A 14923-nucleotide genomic window follows, 5' to 3' on the forward strand; every position below is an offset into this window, starting at 1 on the left:
CCCTTACCCGTAGACGATGCGACGAAGTTGCCGTTCGGTGAATGACGGTGCCGCGACCGGGCGCTCGCCGAGTTCGACCTCGAGGCGTCGCCAGATCTCGGCATTGCGCATGTCCCGAGCTTGCAGCTCGGCGTGCCTGCGCCGGACGAACTGCTCGGCCGTCTCGTCGAAGTAGCCGACGATGTCGGCGACGACCCGGGCGGCCACGCGTTCGGGTAGGCCGGTGGACGCCACTACGTAGCGGACCAACTCGGTGGGTACCCCGTCATTCACTCGCACGATCATGCCTGCCCCGACCGGGTTCGCCAACATCCCTGCCCGAATTCGGGCAGATTGTGTCGCGACAGGGCCTCGGTGGGACGCGTCATGGGTGTAGTTGGTCCGGCCGCTGCGCGCGGAGTTCATGCCGTTATCGCCTTGTGAGGTGTGAGCCGCGACTTGCGAACAATTTGCTGGAAGGGTGTCGAGTACACGGAATACTGCGCATCCGAGTGGAGGTTGTGGTGAGGCGACGAATGGGCGACGCATTCAGTGACCGGCTCTATTTCGCGGGCCCCGCGTCGGCATCGGATGAAGCAGGGGGCAGGCCCGAATATGTCGTCGACGCGGCAATCGTGACGATCGCGGAAGAGATCGTGCGGACGGGTTTCGATACCGAGGATATCGTGCACCAGCGGCTGCGCAGGTTCTGTGCGCATGCGAAAGCCGAAGGGGCGATGGTGAATTGCCTCCTCGGTGCCGCAACAGCGGTGGAAGACGGTGGGGTGGTGCCCTTTGTCGGCCGGGTCGTCGGCAGGCTCGGGCACGCGGAGTTGTTGTTCGATCTCGCTCTGGGTGAATCGGGTTTCGATCCGTTCGACGGCAACCCGGTGGTGAATTCGGTCGGGCCGGGCGCGATGACGGAGCTGGATTTCGAATTCGTCATCGCTCAGGTGAGTGAGCTGGTCGATAGCTTGCTGCTACCCAATTACCTGGCGCTGCTCGAATGGCGTGACCTCACCGGGGAGGCGCCGCGATCGCGTCAGCCGGAGCAGTCGGCCGCGTTGCTCTACGAACTGAACGAACGGCTCGCGCCGGTCCTCGGTGACATGCCCCTGGCCTGGCTGTTGCTGCACTACGCGGAGTTCGGCGTCGCACCGCTGGCGGACTCGATCCATCGCGCGCTGCTGCGCACCAACGCCGCCGACGCCGTGTCCGCCGCGCGTACCGCCGCGGCGGCACTCACCGCGATGTCGTTCGTGTCCTCCTCGGCCCGGCTGGGTGATCTTCCGGTGGTGTCACGCCGTCCACGGCATCAGCCGACGCTGGTCACCGCCAACCACGTCATGGCGGACCTGGTCTGCGCGCTGTCGCGATGCGACACCGCGAACGGCTGGCAGGCCGACGCGAAACTGTTGCGGGCCGCCGACGCGCAGACGGTCGGCTGGCTGCTGGTCGAGGACCGCCGCCATCGACGCGAAACCCGCAGCAGCCGAGGCGATCTCATGGCCTCGGCGATCGGGCTCGAGATCATGCTCGGCGTCGATCACACGTCCGGGTCGTCCCCGACGACGGCGCAGGCGCCGGCGGCGACCGCGATCACCGCCGACCTGCTTCGCGTCCTGCGACTGCCCTGGGACCAGATCCCGGAGTCGGCCCGCTACAGCCCGCGTCATCTGGACGGTGCCCTGCGTTTGGCCTGTTGCGCGATGGAGGCCATGGCCCCGGGCGTCGAGTCCATCTCCGATATCCTGCGCCGCGCGGCCGATCGGGCGATCCCCGCGCTGAGCGCCCGCCCGGAACCGCCGATCTATCTGCAGGGCGCACTGGCCCTGCTCGAGTCCTGGCATCGTGGCGGCGCGCCCGGGGCTCGCTCCTTGCTCGAGGTGACCGAACCGATCGCCCCCGTGGTTTTCACCACGCTGTTGCTGCTGGGCGCGGCACTACTCGAAATGCTGGCCGAGGAGTTCGACGCGGACGTGACGCACGTACTCGACGCACTCGAGACGCGTCTGCGAGCCCGCGACCGTCTGGCGGAGTGACGACGGGGTGGGTCGTCGCTCTCAGTGAAGGTAGGCGGTGAGTTGGGGGACGGCGTCGACCACGTGCTGGGCGATGATCGGTTGGCCGATCATTGTGAAGGCCCACTCCTGGTGGGGGCGGTGCAGTTTGCCGACGACGATGCCGGTGTGGGCGCCGACGCTGTCGAGATCGATGCGGATCAATTCGATACCGGTGACATTGTCGACGATGCGACAGAAGCCGTTGGCGATCTGGTCGAATCGCTGGCCGGTGTAGCAGGTCACCAGGAACACGATCGTGGTGACGGCGGGATCGAGGCAGGCCAGGTCGACCACGATCACCTCGTTGTCGCCGTCCCCGTCGCCGGTGACGCTGTCCCCGAGATGGCGCAGCGCGCCGTCGCGCGAGGTGAGCTGCTCGTGGAACGCGACGTCGACAAAATTCTCGCCGGCGAACGACAATGCCGCGGCGTTGAGATCGATGTCCTTGCGGCGGGGGTGCATTCCGTTGGCGTGGGCCGGGTCCCAGCCCAGGCCCATGCTGAGGTGGGTGATTGCGAGCGTCATGCGTACTCCTGGCCGATAGAACCCGCCCGACCGAGCACGAGCAGGGTTGCCGACCAGACTTCCCGACTCGTCGACCCATAAACATGGCGTAAAGATCACGCCCAGCACAAATCTGGCGACGTTCTGTGCGCGTCGTCCGGCCGGGTTGTGGCCGCCACGGGACTACCGTGACGGCGATGAGCGCACGCTTCGAAGAACTCAGCTGGCGGCAGACCCCGATCGGCGAGATCAGTCTGCGTCGCCGCTTCGATCCGACGGTGCGGGCCGATGTCTACGAGGTGAAGCTCGGTGACGAGTACCTGATGTCGAGCTTGTTCACCGTCGCCGAACGTGAGCTGTCGCGGCTGGGATTGGGGCGCACGCCCGGCGACCGGCTGGAGGTGCTCGTCGGTGGACTCGGCTTGGGATACACCGCGCGAGAAGCATTGCTGGACCCTCGAATTCACGCGCTCACGGTGATCGAGTACTCCGACGCCGTCATCGATTGGCATCGACGTGAGCTGCTGCCCGACACCGCCGGGCTGGCTGCCGACCCTCGGGTCGAGCTCGTCTGCGCGGACTTCTTCGCCGCGGCGGCGGGGCCGGTGGGATTCGATCCGGCACGCCCGGGACGTGTGTACGACGCGCTGCTGCTCGATATCGACCATTCACCGCGCCATGTCCTGCACGGGTCGAATGCCGAGTTCTACACCCGTGAGGGCCTGCGCGCGGTCGCGCGACACCTGGTCGACGGCGGCACCTTCGCGATGTGGTCCGACGACGCGCCAGATGACGAGTTCTGCGAAATTCTGGAATCGGCCTTCGTCGAGGTGGAGGCTCGGCCGATCCAGTTCGACAACCCGCTGACCCGCGGGCGTTCCGGCGCGACGATCTACCTCGCCACCAGGTCTCACCGCGCTCGGAGCACAGACCGCGACCAGGCATTATGTGACTAGGAACAACAATGCGGCGAAGTGATTGCCGTCGGCGTCGCTGAGGTTGATCGTAAGTGTCTGGGAGTAGTTGTCCCACACACCGAACCTCCGGCGATCGCGTCATGACGGGCCGGTTCGGGATCGAGCTTTTCGGATTCGACATCGGAGTCAGGATGAACAGCTTGCTCGAAAACCATCGCGGATGGGTAGCCGACATCTTCACGGATGGGTTGTACGGACGCAGTGACGCCCCGAGCCCCCGCGCGACGGTCGCCAACGACGCCCGGCCGCTGGCCCCCGAAGACAGCCACCCGCGCCGACCGGAGGAGGTGATCGGGTGGCGCGCACTGTGCTCCTGCGACGGGTGGCACGGACGAACCTGGCTACGCACCGAGCTGTCCGCCGACCACGCCCCCTCCGCGCGGGTGCTGCATTGCTCCACCGGACGGCTCGACGCCGACCTCGCCCGCCTGGTCCTGGCCGAATGGGACTATCACCAGCTCGAGATGCAGGCGCTGATTCCGGTGCGGCTGGCGTTCGAGGACACGGCGTCGGCACAGCGGCGGCTCGTCGAAGCTGTCCGCTTCGTGCGCGCGTCGGGGGCGTCCTGGGAAGCGGTCGCCCGGGTGATCAGCGCGCCGTCGGCGGAAGCGGCCGAATCGCGATTCAGTACTTGGACATCCCAGGGGCACAGCGCGGCGGAATTGCGCATACCGTAGTACCGGCCGATTCGGCCATTCCGCTCAGCCTGAATTCAATGATGGTCGCGGCGCGTTCCTGGTGGTTTCGTGTGACGAGATCGTCCAGGTTCGACTGAGAGGCCTCCGCATGTCCGTCCATGACGCAGCTGTACCCGGGAGCGCGGTGCGGGTGGTCAAGCTCGGCGCCCACATCGGCGCTCAGGTCGACGGGATTCGGCTCGGCGGTGACCTGGACGCGCGATCGGTGGCCACCATCCGCGCCGCGCTCAACGAGCACAAGGTGATCTTCTTCCGGGGCCAGCACCATCTGACCGAGGACGGGCAGTACGAGTTCGCGCAGTTGCTCGGCAACCCGACCACCCCGCACCCGACGGTCACCTCCGCCGGTGCGAAGAGCCTGGCTATCGACTCGCACCAGACGCGGTCCAACATCTGGCACACCGACGTCACCTTCGTCGATCGTGTCCCGCGGGCCTCCATTCTGCGTGCGGTCGCCTTGCCCAGCTACGGCGGTTCGACCACCTGGGCTTCGACCGTGGCCGCCTACAACTCGCTGCCGGAGCCACTCAAGCGACTCGCCGAGAGCCTGCGCGCGCGGCATTCGAATCGCTACGACTACGCCGCCGAGATCCAGGATCGACCCGCCGACACCGACCGCGACTACCGTCGCGAGTTCGAGTCCACCTATTTCGAGACCGAGCACCCCGTGGTGGAGGTGCACCCTGAGACCGGTGAGCGCGCCCTGCTGCTCGGCTGCTTCGTCAAGGAGCTGGTCGGGGTGTCGAGCAGCGAGTCGCGGGCATTGTTCCGGCTGTTCCAGGACCGGATCACCCGCCTCGAGCACACCACCCGCTGGAACTGGTCGCTGGGCGACGTTGCGATCTGGGACAACCGGGCCACCCAGCACTACGCCATCGACGACTACGACGGCAGCGAGCACCGCAGGCTCACCCGCATCACACTGGGCGGGCCGGTCCCCGTCGGGATCGACGGCACCGCGAGCACGGTGATCGCCGGCGACGCCGAGCCGTACACCGCTCCGCTCGAGCGTGCGGCATAACCATCATCGACCGCCACCACCTCGCGCGCGTCCCCGGGCGAACACCCGGTATCGACTATTCTTCGACGGCACATTCGACCGTTGATCACGCGCGAACAGGTACCCACAGGCCCAGTCCGACGATGGGAATGCCGTGAATTTGTGGAGCTATGTCCAGGACCGAGGCGAGGTGCTGACCTTCCTCACCTATCAGCATGCGTCGCTGGCCTTTCAGACCGTGCTGGTCGGCACCGTCGTCGCGATCCTCATCGCCGTGGCGGTGTATCGGTTGCCGCTGGCGTCGGCGTTGACCCTCACCTCGAGCCGGGTCGCGTTGACGATCCCCTCGCTGGCGCTGCTGGCATTGCTGCTGGTCCCGTTCGGCCTCGGTGTGGTGCCGTCGTTCATCATGCTGGCGTTCTTCGCGGCCCTGCCGGTGATCGGTAACGCGATCGTCGGGCTGCGATCGGTGCCGGCCACGGTCGTGGAATCCGCGCGTGGCATCGGACTTTCGCGGTGGCGGATCCTGCTCACCGTCGAGCTGCCGATCGCCTGGCCGGTGATCCTCACCGGGATCAGGGTCTCGACCCAGATGATCGTCGGTGTCGCCGCGATCGTGGCCTACGTCCTCGGGCCCGGTCTCGGCTCGTTGATCTTCAACGGTCTGTCGCGCCTCGGCGGCGCCAACGCGCTCGAAATGGCGCTCACCGGAACCATTCTCATCGTTGCCATCGCGTTGGTCTTCGACGCGCTCCTCGTCCTGCTCGGACGCCTCACGATTGCCAAGGGACTGTGATGACCGATGTGACCAGCCAGCCCGCGCCGACCGCGCCCCAGCGCAACGTGACCGGCGATGCCATCACCTTGGACGGGGTCGTCAAGCGGTACAAGGGCCAGGACACCCCCGCGGTCGAACGCCTGGACCTCGAGATCGACGCCGGCAATATCGTCGCCTTCGTCGGACCGTCGGGCTGCGGTAAGACCACCACGCTCAAGATGATCAACCGGCTGATCGAGCCGACCGAGGGCCGGATATTCATCGGCGGACGTGACGTGACCCGCGAAGATCCCGACAAGCTGCGGCAGTCGATCGGCTACGTCATCCAGTCCGGTGGGCTGTTCCCGCACTGGTCGGTCGCCAAGAACATCGGCGCGATCCCGCGGGTGCTCGGCTGGGACAAGAAGCGAATCGCCGAGCGCACCGAATACCTCCTGGATCTGGTCGGTCTCGACCCCGCGACCTTCGCCGACCGTCTCCCCAAGGACATGTCCGGCGGCCAGCAGCAGCGTGTCGGCGTCGCCCGCGCGCTCGCGGCCGACCCGCCGGTGCTGCTGATGGACGAACCGTTCGGCGCGGTCGACCCGATCACCAGGGTTCGCCTGCAGGACAGTCTGATCGCGATCCAGCACGAACTCGGCAAGACCATCGTGATCGTCACCCACGACTTCGAGGAAGCCACCAAACTCGGTGACAAGGTGCTCATCCTGTCCGAGGGCGGACACGTCGAGCAGTACGCGACACCCGAGGAGATCCTCACCGACCCGGCGACGCCGTTCGTCGAGGAGTTCGTCGGATCGGGCGCGAAACTGGCCTATCTCACGGTGTCTCGGGTCCGCGACGTGGAGGTCGACCCGGTGACCACCGCCAGGATCGGCGAATCCTCGCAGGTCGTGATCGGGCGGGCGAAAGCCGCGGGGCACACCTGGGTGGTGGTCGTGGACGACGCGGGGCGGCCGCGGTCGTGGCCCTCGCTGACGGAAGTGGCGAGCAAGCCGGAGGTTTCGGACTACCTCGATCGCCGACTGCCCGTGGTCGCGCAGTCCTCGACCCTCAACGACGCGCTCGACGCCATGCTCGCCGCCAGTCAGGGCGCCACCCTGGTCACCGACGGTCGCGGCGCTGTCGTCGGCTCGCTGAACATCGGCTCGGTGACCGACGTGATCCAGACCAAGCTCGCCGAGGGGCACGCCGCTGTCGAGGACCCGTCCTACGAAACCTACGTCGACGGTTCCGATCCCACACCCACCCCTGTCGTCGCCGCCGACGACGAACCCGGATCGGCCGGACCGGCATGAACCGACTGCGCCGGGTCCCGATCGATGTGTGGTTCGAACCGCTCATCATCGTGGTGATCGGCATCGGATACGTGCTCTGGTATCGGTCGTCGACGTTCACCGCCACCGAACAGGCCTCGCTCGGCTGGGCCAACCTGCAGACGACGATCCTCGAGCACATCCGGCTCACGGTGGTCGCCACGCTGATCGTCGTAGTGGTCGCGATTCCCCTCGGCATCGCCTTGACCAGGCCGGCATTGCAGCGGCTCGAGCCGGTCGCCGTCAACATCGCCAATATCGGTCAGGCGGCGCCCGCCGTCGGACTGCTCGTGCTGTTCACCTTCTGGCTCGGCACCGGATTCCGCACGGCGGTCGTCGGTCTCGTCGTCTACGCGATCCTGCCGATCCTGCAGAACACGATCGTCGGGCTGCGGCAGGTGGATCACCGCACCATCGAGGCCGCCCGCGGTATCGGCTTCTCGGCCGGGCGGACGCTGGTTCAGGTCGAGTTGCCGCTGGCCGTGCCGGTGATCCTCAACGGCGTGCGCACCGCGCTGGTCATCCTGGTCGGCACCGCGACGCTGAGTACCTTCATCGGTGCGACCAGCCTGGGCACGCTGATCACGACCGGTGTCACCCTGTTCCTGCCCAAGCTGCTCATCTCCGGTGCCGTGCTCGTCGGGTTGCTGGCGTTGACCATCGATTGGCTCGGCCGACTCGTCGAACTGGCCGCGACCCCACGAGGTGTCTCATGAGGCGAGTCCCGTTGATCTCCGCACTGGTCGCGACGCTGTCGTTGCTCGTCGGGTGTGGGCTGGTGAGCTCGTCGGGCACCTTCCACGACGCCGGTCTGCCCGGCGGCGAACGGCCCCTCGACGGCGCGAAACTGGTCGTCACCTCGAAGAGCTTCACCGAGGGCGTGCTGCTGGGCAAGATCACTGCGACCTACCTGGCCGCGGCGGGTGCCTCGGTCACCGATCTGACCGGCGCGCCGGGATCGGCGTCGTCGCGGCAGGCGCAGCTCAACGGCGACGCCGACGTGCTGTGGGAATACACCGGCACCGGCTGGGTCAACTACCACAACGAGACCGAGACGATCGTGGACCCGCAGGAGCTGTGGCAGCGCGTCCACGACGTCGAAAAGCGTGACTACAACCTGGAATGGCTGCCCCCGTCGAACTTCAACGACACCTACGCGTTCGGTGCGTCGACACCGACCGCGCAGCGACTCGGCGTGAAGTCGCTCTCGGACGTGGCCGCGCTGCCGGTCGCCGAACGAACCTTCTGTGTCGATGACGAATTCTTCAGTCGCTCGGATGGTTTCATTCCGATGCTGCAGAAATACGGCATCCCCTACAACGATCCCAACGGTGTGCCTGCGGGCAATGTCACCCGCATGGACGCCGGCGTCGTCTATACCGCGACCGCCAAAGACTCGCCCTGCCACTTCGGCATGGTCTACACCACCGACGGCCGGGTCAAGAACCTGAACCTGCTCGTCCTGGACGACGACAAGAAGTTCTTCCTGCCCTACAGCGGGACCGCGGTCGTCCGGGGCCCCGTCCTCGACGCCAACCCCGAACTGCGCGAACTCCTCGGCACGATCTCCGAACTGCTCACCGACGACCTGATGCGAGAACTCAACGGCCGCGTGGACATCGACGGAGAAGACCCCTCCGACGTCGCTTACGACTGGCTGAAAAGCGCGAACCTGATCGCTTAGCGGAGTAGCGGGCTGTCGCGGGCGATCCGGCGCCGGGGAAGGTGATCGGCGCCGGTCTATGATCCGGCTGTGCCTCAGGATGGTCTAGCCGACGTGAAACGCTTCGATCCGGTGCCGGACCCGCGGCCGACCGATGAGGTGTGGCCGGAGCTGAAGTGGCCGGTTTCCCCGTCTGCCGAACTCGCCGGTGGGACAGTGCGGTTGAACCCGGTCGATCCGGCAGCCGATGCAGCCGAGTTGTTCGCGGTGCTCGATCACGATGTCGTGTGGGCCCACATTCCGTTTCGTCCGCGTGATCGACAGGAACTCGAAGCGTTCCTGCGGTCGTGGCACGCGACGCCGGAGAACTATCTGTGGATCGTCCGAACGCGCCAGGCCGTCGCGGGCTACCCGGTCGGTGCGATCGTCGGGATGACCTCCTATCTCGAAACCCGAGCGCGGGATGCCCGGTTGGAGATCGGCGCCACCCTCTTCGCCCCGGGTGTGTGGGCGAGCGGGGTGAACCCGGAGGCCAAGCTGCTGCTCCTCGGCTATGCGTTCGACACGCTGGGTGCCGGTCGCGTCGAGCTCAAAACCGATGTTCGCAATCACCGTTCGCAACAGGCCATCGCGCGCCTCGGCGCCCGCTACGAAGGCACACTGCGCCGCTACACCCGGCGTGCCGACGGCACCATTCGCGACTCCGTGCTGTTCTCGATCACGGTGGAAGACTGGCCGGACGTCAGAGCGCGTCTTGCCGGCCGCCTTCGCGACCTCGGGCGTCCCGTGAACTCGTCCGCGGCACCCCTGCGCTGAAACGCGGTCGGCTACCGCTGCGCTGATACGCGTAGCGCCACGAGGGGTTCGCGTGTGCGTAGCCTGGATCAGTGGGAGTTGCGGAGGTCGGGTGCGAGCCCGCTCTGGGCTGGGATTTTGCGGGTCCGTCCGCTGCCGCGGCATCGGGTGCCGCGATGATCGGATACCGCGATGTGGGTGGCGCCGGGTTGGACTTGCGGGTTGCCGCGACGACGGCGGTCGCTGTGGTGATCGAGTTCGGGGGGCGGGAACTGCTTGTCGACGACGCGGATGGACGGCAGGCGCTGGGGGGTTTCGTCGTCGGACTTCCCTTGGCTGCCGCGCGCATTCGTAGCGGACAAGCCGAGTGCGTAGAGATTCGCTTGTCGCCGATCCGGGCGTATTCGCTGTTGGGTATCGCCGCCACCGATCTGGGCCGGGGCGTTGTCCCGCTGGAGGAGCTGTGGGGACCCGGGGTTCGGCGACTGCGGGAGCAACTCGCGGAGGCGGGGACCTGGGAGGACCGGTTCGCACTGACGGCATCGTTTCTGGCACAGCGTGACAGGCCGATGCTCACGCCGGACCCGGAGGTGATCGCTGCCTGGCATCGCCTCCTCGCCTCCGGTGGCCGGGTGAAGGTCAGCGAGCTCGCCGATTCGCTGGGGTGGAGCCGTAAACGGCTGTGGGCGAGGTTCGAATCCCAGATCGGTCTGACACCCAAGCGCGCGGCGATGCTGGTCCGATTCCGGTGCGCGGCCACCGCTTTGCTGGCGGGCAGGCCGGCCGCCGACGTCGCCGCGGTCTGCGGGTACACCGATCAGGCTCATCTGTGCCGGGATGTGGCGATCTTCGCCGATCGCACCCCGGGGACGCTGCACGCGGACAATCTTCCTGTCATCGCCCGGGATCGGTACCGGGCGTGGGGAACATTCTTCCAATCCCCGGGGTGAGCGATCGGTCGATAGTGGTGTTCCCTCACCCCGATCGACGAGAGGACACCTGCCGTGACCGATACGCTCGGCCCTGCCGATCCCCACACCTCAGCACGACGTACCGGTGAGCAGTCCGTGGCAACGAGACCGCTGCTGGCCTGCGGTGTCATCGCTCCGCTCATCAACATTGTCGTCATGCTCGTCCTCGGGGCCGTTCGCCCTGACTACAACGCCTGGGTGGTCCCCGACAGCAACCTCGAACTGGGGCCCGGTGGGTGGATGCAGATCACGAACTACATCGTCACCGGAACACTCCTGCTCGCCTTTGCGATCGGGACGAGGCGGCTTCTGCGTACCGGACGCGGTTCCACCTGGGGTCCGGTCCTGCTCGGCATCTACGGCTTCACCTTCTTCGCCATCGGGCCCATCCTTCCCGACCCGTCGCTGGGGTACCCCGCGGGAGCGTCGGAAGCGTTGACCGTGCACGGCGCTGTGCACACTCTTCTCGGTCTCGTTCAGTTCACGTCGCTGACCGTGGCTTGCTTCGTGCTGGCACGGCACGATCAGTTGCCCGGAAGTCGCGGCTGGTCCCGGTATTCGGTGGCCACCGGCCTGCTGGTCGCCACCACCTACGTCGCCTTCGCCTGCACTGCGAAATTGGTCGACGGGGGACCGGCAGGGCTCATCGAACGGGTGGGGATCATTGCCGGCGGCCTGTGGGTTGTCCTGCTGGCGATCCGCCTACTCGGCAGGAAAGCCTATTTCGAGAGCGGCAGCCCGGTCGGTTCGGGAATCTGTTCGACGGTGAGTCGTTTACGGAAGACCCAGTAGGTCCAGCCCTGGTAGATCAGGACCACCGGGGTGCACAGGACCGCTGCCCAGCTCATCACCTGGAGGGTGTAGTGGCTGGAGGAGGCGTTGTGGATGTTCAAATCGAACGCGGGGTCGATCGTCGAGGGCATCACGTTCGGGTAGAGCGAGCCGACCAGCAGGATGGTGGCCGCGGCGATCGTGACGGTGGTGCCGAGGAACGCCCAGCCGTCACGGGCCGCGCCGGTGGCCCCACCGGCGACGACCAGGCCGAGCACGGCCGCGCCGAGCGCGGCCCAGGTCCAGCCGGAGCCGTAGGCGAGCTGAGTCCACAGCCCGAACCCGCCGACGATCACCACCGTGGGCACGAACAGGATCCGCACGCAGACGCGGGCATCGTCGCGGACTTCACCACCGGTCTTGAGCGCGAGGAAGATCGCGCCGTGCAGGGCGAACAGGATGGCCGTGGTCGCCGCGCCGAGCAGCGCGTAGGGGCTGAGCAGATCCCACACCGAGCCGACGACCTGTCGCTTCTCGTTCAGCGGTACCCCGCGCACGAGGTTGGCGAACACCCAGCCCCACGCCAGTGCCGGAATCCACGAGCCGATGCCGATGCCGATGTCGCACCAGGCCCGCCACTTCGGCGAGTTGATCTTCGCTCGCCACTCGATCGCGCAGATTCGCAGGATCAACGCGACCAGCAACAACAGCAGGGCCAGATAGAACCCGGAGAACAAGCTCGCGTACCACTCGGGAAACGCCGCGAACATCGCACCGCCCGCGGTGATCAGCCAGACTTCGTTGCCGTCCCACACCGGGCCGATGGTGTTGAGCACGACGCGCCTGCGCACATCGGAACCCTTACCGAGGATCGGCATCAGCATGCCGACACCGAAGTCGAAGCCCTCGAGGATGAAGTAGCCGGTGAACAGCACGGCGACCAGCACGAACCAGAATTGCTGCAGACTCATCGTCGTCTCCTAGTACGCGAAGGACAGCGGCTCGACGGGTTCGGCGCGGTGCCTGCCGCCACCGCCGTCGTCATCGGGACCGAACTCGTCATCGGAAGCCGTCGGCCCTGGTTCGGGCCCGACCACGGTGTAGCGATGCATCAGGTAGTACCAGACCACCGCCAGCGCGCCGTAGAGCAGCGTGAAGACAGCGAGGGAGAAGATGACCGTCCCCGGTGCGTGATCGGAGACTCCTTGCGCCACCGTCATGCGAATGGTCGTGTCGCCGGTCAGGTTCGGCACCACCACCCACGGCTGACGTCCCATCTCGGTGAAGACCCAGCCCGCGCTGTTGGCCAGGAACGGGGTCGGGATGGCGATCAGACACAGCCAGGAGAACCAGCGCTTGCCGGGAACTCGACCACCGCGGGTCATCCAGAGCCCGGCGAGCAGCAAGAGCGCCGGTCCGGCCAGAAGGCCGATCATGCCGCGGAAGCCCCAGTAGGTGACGAAGAGGTTGGGCCGGTAGTTGCCGGGCCCGTAGTCCTCGACGTAGGACTTCTGCAGATCCTCCACGCCCTGCAAGGTGACGCCGGTGAACTTGCCCTCGGCCAGGAACGGCAGGACGTAGGGAACCTCCAGCAGATGCGTGACGCTGTCGCAGTTGTTGTGCGTGCCGACGGTGAGGATCGAGAACTTCGGATCGGTCTCGGTGTGGCACAGCGATTCCGCCGACGCCATCTTCATCGGCTGCTGATCGAACATGATCTTGCCCTGGATATCGCCGGTGAGACCCACTACGACGATCGACGCGGCGATGACCCACATGCCCGCCCGCGCCACCGGTCGCCACATGGTCTCGGCTTCGTCGAGTTTCGTGGCATCACCACTGCGTACGTTGCGCACCATGAACCAGCCCGCGATGCCGGCGACGAAGGTCGCCGCGGTCAAGAACGCGCCGGCGACCACATGCGGAAACGCCGCGAGGGTGGTGTTGTTGGTGAGCAGCGCCCAGATGCTGTCCAGCTCGGCGCGTCCGGTCTCGGGATTGTATTTCGCGCCGACCGGGTGCTGCATGAACGAGTTGGCGGCGACGATGAAGTAGGCCGACGCGTTGACACCGAACGCGACGATCCAGATCGTCGCGAGGTGAACGAGTTTGGGCAGGCGAGTCCAGCCGAATATCCACAGTCCGAGGAATGTCGACTCCAGGAAGAAGGCGACCAGCGCCTCGAATGCCAGGGGTGCACCGAAGACGTCGCCGACGAATCGGGAGTACTCACTCCAGTTCATCCCGAATTGGAACTCCTGCACGATTCCGGTGGCGACACCGATGGCGAAGTTGATCAGGAACAGCTTTCCGAAGAACTTGGTGAGCCGGTACCAGTGTTCTTTTCCGGTGATCACCCACGCCGTTTGCATTCCCGCGACGAGCGGTGCCAGTCCGATGGTGAGCGGGACGAAGATGAAGTGGTAGACCGTGGTGATACCGAACTGCCATCTGGAGACATCCAGTGTGCTCATTGCCAGCGAACTCATCGTCGGATCTCCTGCCATCGCAGTGAACTGGTGCCGAACGGTGTCGAGGGGAATGGATGACTACCAATTAGACGTAGCGAATGTCTTTCGCCCGCAGGATTTCCGGGAGCGCTGTTCGATCCTAGGTGACCAGGTCGCGAATTCCGGTCAGGACTCGGCGATCTTCTTCGCGTGCAGCAGGACGTGCTCGATCATCGCGGGAGTCACCCGACCGGTAGCGGTATTGCGCTGACTCACGTGGTAACTGCCGAGCACGGTGACCGATCGGCCGTCGGGATGGGTGATGACCACTTGTGCGCCGTGGGTGAAACGGGGACGTGGGCGTGGCACATTCCAGCCCCCTGTCAGCAGGACGGTAAAGAGAGCCTGCCAGCCGAAGGTGCCGAGAACGACGATCACCCGCAGCGTCGGGCGCAGCAGCTCCAATTCCCGGCTGAGGAAAGGCGCGCAGCGCTGCCGCTCTTCGGGCGTCGGTTTGTTCTCCGGCGGGGCGCAGTGCACCGGTGCGGTGAGCCGGGTATCGAGCAGTTCGATGCCGTCGTCGCGGCTGATCGGGTGCGCGCCGGTGGCCAGACCGACCGCGTGCAGTGCGCCGAACAGGACGTTGCCGCTCGGGTCGCCGGTGAACATGCGCCCGGTCCGGTTGCCGCCGTGGGCGGCGGGCGCGAGGCCGACTACGAGAATTCGCGCGTCGGCGGGACCGAAGCCCGGCACCGGCCGACCCCAATACTGTTCGTGGCGGAAGGCCGCGCGTTTGACGACGGCGACCTCCTCGCGCCAGGCGACGAGCCTGGGGCAGGCGCGACAGGTGGAAACCAGGCGGTCGAGCGCGGCGATATCGGGGGTGTGGGCTGCCGCGCTCGGGGCTGCTTCCGGATCCACGCCGGTCATCGGCACAGTCTAGTCGGCGGCCCTGATG

At 66.5% G+C, this 14923-nt stretch carries 16 protein-coding genes; 11 read left to right on the top strand and 5 right to left on the bottom strand.

The window, feature by feature from the left end; all coding sequences use genetic code 11:
* Nucleotides 1-3: 3 nt before the first annotated feature.
* On the bottom strand, nucleotides 4-273 hold the full coding sequence (locus tag ACFTS5_RS08485; protein ID WP_378628886.1) for a hypothetical protein: 270 nt from the start codon (nucleotides 271-273) through the stop codon (nucleotides 4-6).
* Nucleotides 274-515: 242 nt separating this feature from the next.
* Here ACFTS5_RS08485 and ACFTS5_RS08490 point away from each other — a divergent pair, with 242 nt between their 5' ends.
* On the top strand, nucleotides 516-2021 hold the full coding sequence (locus ACFTS5_RS08490) for a hypothetical protein (RefSeq protein ID WP_378628888.1): 1506 nt from the start codon (nucleotides 516-518) through the stop codon (nucleotides 2019-2021).
* A 21-nt stretch (nucleotides 2022-2042) separates the two neighbouring features.
* Here the strand turns inward: ACFTS5_RS08490 and ACFTS5_RS08495 are convergent, their stop codons facing one another.
* Nucleotides 2043-2567 (bottom strand): TerD family protein, encoded by a 525-nt coding sequence (locus ACFTS5_RS08495; protein ID WP_378628891.1) that lies wholly within the window; start codon nucleotides 2565-2567, stop codon nucleotides 2043-2045.
* A 176-nt stretch (nucleotides 2568-2743) separates the two neighbouring features.
* On the opposite strand from ACFTS5_RS08495, the gene ACFTS5_RS08500 reads away from it, so the two are divergent.
* The 10 genes from ACFTS5_RS08500 (at nucleotide 2744) to ACFTS5_RS08545 (ending at nucleotide 11536) form a co-directional block, all read left to right on the top strand.
* A complete protein-coding gene (locus tag ACFTS5_RS08500) occupies nucleotides 2744-3502 on the top strand; it encodes a spermidine synthase (protein WP_378628893.1) in 759 nt (252 codons plus the stop codon).
* A 152-nt stretch (nucleotides 3503-3654) separates the two neighbouring features.
* Nucleotides 3655-4200, top strand: a complete 546-nt coding sequence (locus ACFTS5_RS08505; RefSeq protein WP_378628896.1) for a hypothetical protein — start codon at nucleotides 3655-3657, stop codon at nucleotides 4198-4200.
* A 109-nt stretch (nucleotides 4201-4309) separates the two neighbouring features.
* Entirely contained in the window at nucleotides 4310-5242 is a 933-nt protein-coding gene (locus ACFTS5_RS08510; protein WP_378628899.1) for a TauD/TfdA dioxygenase family protein, read from the top strand.
* Nucleotides 5243-5375: 133 nt separating this feature from the next.
* Nucleotides 5376-6017, top strand: a complete 642-nt coding sequence (locus ACFTS5_RS08515) for an ABC transporter permease (protein ID WP_378628901.1) — start codon at nucleotides 5376-5378, stop codon at nucleotides 6015-6017.
* A complete protein-coding gene (locus ACFTS5_RS08520) occupies nucleotides 6017-7297 on the top strand; it encodes an ATP-binding cassette domain-containing protein (protein ID WP_378628904.1) in 1281 nt (426 codons plus the stop codon). Before ACFTS5_RS08515 ends, ACFTS5_RS08520 begins: the two co-directional genes overlap by 1 nt.
* Complete coding sequence (locus ACFTS5_RS08525; RefSeq protein WP_378628907.1) at nucleotides 7294-8031, top strand: ABC transporter permease; 738 nt, start codon at nucleotides 7294-7296, stop codon at nucleotides 8029-8031. The genes ACFTS5_RS08520 and ACFTS5_RS08525 overlap by 4 nt, the downstream gene beginning before the upstream one ends.
* The gene (locus ACFTS5_RS08530; RefSeq protein WP_378628910.1) at nucleotides 8028-8999 is read left to right on the top strand and encodes a glycine betaine ABC transporter substrate-binding protein; all 972 of its coding nucleotides are present in this window, start codon (nucleotides 8028-8030) and stop codon (nucleotides 8997-8999) included. The genes ACFTS5_RS08525 and ACFTS5_RS08530 overlap by 4 nt, the downstream gene beginning before the upstream one ends.
* 69 nt (nucleotides 9000-9068) lie before the next feature.
* Nucleotides 9069-9794, top strand: a complete 726-nt coding sequence (locus tag ACFTS5_RS08535) for a GNAT family N-acetyltransferase (RefSeq protein WP_378628913.1) — start codon at nucleotides 9069-9071, stop codon at nucleotides 9792-9794.
* 71 nt (nucleotides 9795-9865) lie between these two features.
* Complete coding sequence (locus tag ACFTS5_RS08540) at nucleotides 9866-10723, top strand: helix-turn-helix domain-containing protein (protein WP_378628916.1); 858 nt, start codon at nucleotides 9866-9868, stop codon at nucleotides 10721-10723.
* A gap of 54 nt (nucleotides 10724-10777) precedes the next feature.
* Complete coding sequence (locus ACFTS5_RS08545; protein WP_378628919.1) at nucleotides 10778-11536, top strand: DUF998 domain-containing protein; 759 nt, start codon at nucleotides 10778-10780, stop codon at nucleotides 11534-11536.
* On the opposite strand, the gene cydB is transcribed toward ACFTS5_RS08545, so the two are convergent.
* The 3 genes from cydB to ACFTS5_RS08560 form a co-directional block, all read right to left on the bottom strand.
* The gene (gene cydB, locus ACFTS5_RS08550) at nucleotides 11464-12486 is read right to left on the bottom strand and encodes a cytochrome d ubiquinol oxidase subunit II (RefSeq protein ID WP_378628922.1); all 1023 of its coding nucleotides are present in this window, start codon (nucleotides 12484-12486) and stop codon (nucleotides 11464-11466) included. The two genes, ACFTS5_RS08545 and cydB, sit on opposite strands and share 73 nt — an antisense overlap.
* 9 nt (nucleotides 12487-12495) lie before the next feature.
* Complete coding sequence (locus ACFTS5_RS08555) at nucleotides 12496-13989, bottom strand: cytochrome ubiquinol oxidase subunit I (RefSeq protein WP_378629993.1); 1494 nt, start codon at nucleotides 13987-13989, stop codon at nucleotides 12496-12498.
* A 162-nt stretch (nucleotides 13990-14151) separates the two neighbouring features.
* A complete protein-coding gene (locus tag ACFTS5_RS08560; protein WP_378628925.1) occupies nucleotides 14152-14895 on the bottom strand; it encodes a uracil-DNA glycosylase in 744 nt (247 codons plus the stop codon).
* Nucleotides 14896-14923 lie beyond the last annotated feature (28 nt).

This window comes from Nocardia sp. NPDC056952 (genome assembly GCF_042674185.1).
GTDB lineage: Bacteria > Actinomycetota > Actinomycetes > Mycobacteriales > Mycobacteriaceae > Nocardia.